Annotated in this window: 3 protein-coding genes; all 3 read left to right on the forward strand. The window is 48.3% G+C overall.

The window, feature by feature from the left end; translation table 11 throughout:
• A partial coding sequence (locus AC1DWB_RS34330; RefSeq protein ID WP_477545555.1) for a sugar phosphate isomerase/epimerase family protein occupies positions 1-395 on the forward strand: 395 nt, incomplete at its 5' end.
• Positions 396-495: 100 nt separating this feature from the next.
• Entirely contained in the window at positions 496-966 is a 471-nt protein-coding gene (locus AC1DWB_RS34335) for an NUDIX domain-containing protein (RefSeq protein WP_477545556.1), read from the forward strand.
• A gap of 36 nt (positions 967-1,002) precedes the next feature.
• Positions 1,003-1,932, forward strand: a 930-nt coding sequence (locus AC1DWB_RS34340) for an alpha/beta fold hydrolase (RefSeq protein ID WP_477545557.1), incomplete at its 3' end; no start/stop codon positions are given.

Raw genomic sequence — 1,932 nt, forward strand, 5'->3', positions numbered from 1 at the left:
GTCTTCAATTCATTTATCATAACCACAAATTCGAGTTCGAGAAGTATGACGGCAACGTGGCTATGCAGTCGTTGATCGACAATTCCGATCCAGGATCATTCGACTTCGAGATCGATACGTACTGGGTACATGCCGGCGGTGGAAGCGCTTCGGAATGGATTCGCAAAGTCGATGGCAGAATGCGCGTTGTACACTTGAAGGATATGGCCATCGTGGAAGACAAGCAGGTGTATGCTGAGGTTGGCGAGGGCAATATGCCGTTCGACGATATTATCCAGGCGTGCCGTGACATCGGAGTCGAATGGTATGTCGTGGAGCAAGATGTATGCTTGCGYGATCCGTTCGAGAGCTTGGCGATCAGCTTCAACAACTTGTTGGCTTATTGCAAGGAATAGGTATTAAGACGTTCAGGGGGCCTTTTTTAGGCTCCTTTTTTTGATAATCGGATATATAATAGGGAAATGATGGTAGCTTATCCGAGAGGAATTGTTGCATATGTCCATACGTGTCAGAGTGGCCTGTATTGCGGTACAAGACAACCGTATCGTACTGATGAAGAAACTCGTTCCAAGTTATCATACATACAATCAATTGACTCCTCCAGGTGGAGGCGTGGAGCTGCTAGAAACATTGGAGCAAGCGGCCGTGCGTGAACTGTATGAGGAAACAGGGTTGACCCTCATCAATCCGGTGCTAGCAGGAGTGGTATCTTACATCAATCATAAGCAGGAGAATCATGCGATAACATTTTTCTTCAAGAGCGGTGATGTTCTGGGTGAGTTAGAGGCGAAGGAGTCGCACAAGCATGTACCGGAGTGGGTGCAATTAGAACAGTTGGAGCATAACGAGTTTGTCCCGGAATACTATCGGGTATTTATACGTGCCATGCTCAGTCGTGATTCGTTGCTGAACGCCCGAATCGAGTGGAGCAAGGACAATGGGGCGCTGGAATGGTCGATCGTCTGAATTAGAAATTCATCGTATGGGAAGTAGGATGTAGCGGTGGGGAACTATTACAACATTAGAGGTAAGCAGCTGTACATAGAAGTCATAGGTAGCTCAGACAGTCCGGCGATACTGTACATCCATGGCGGGCCAGGCGGCTCAGGTGTGACGGAATTCGTGGACCACCAAGGTGATCGGCTGTCAGTCCGGTTTCGGGTGATTGCCCCCGATCAGCGGGGAGTATGGAGATCGGAAGCCATTGGTGATGAGGAGAGTATAACGCTAGAAGATAACATCGAAGATTTCGAAGAGATCAGAAAACAGCTGCGAATCGACAAATGGACATTGCTCGGCCATTCTTATGGCGCTTATCTAGCTGTATTGTATGCGAATATGTACCCGGATTCCATCCAATGTGTCCTGTATGAAGGTCCATCGTACAGCTTCGCCTTAGCCGAGCGATTCATACTGGAAAAGATGATACTTCTGTTGCATGAGATTGGCAAATCTGCAGAAGCGGAAGGATATAGAAGTGCTTTGGAACAAGTTACRGACTTCAAAGAAGTTCAACCCTTGCTCGACAAAGCGTCTATCGACCTACGTCCCCACGGGAACAAAGTGTTCTGGTACGATCCAAGTAACGATAAGCCGGCTGATACGAATGTCAGTAGCGAGGAGATCAAAGCACGCTGGAAGAAGTCCAACTACACCCGAAGTCGTCTCATGAGCGATTGGCGGTGCCACAAGGATGTTTTCGTCGAGCTGTCGCGAGTCAACAAACCATCACTGCTTATCGTGGGGCGACATGATCCGATCACATGTCCGATTCAGATCCAAGCTTTTCAAGAAAGAACGCCGGATCATGAAGTGTGTGTGTTTGAGTTCAGCGGTCATTCCGTGCGAGTAGAAGAGCCTGACAAGTATTGCGAGGTCATCACGGCCTACTTGCTCGATCATCTTGACTTGAAGCATAGAAGTGATCTCTGT

The sequence above is a fragment of the Paenibacillus sp. P4_E11 genome (assembly GCF_056401635.1).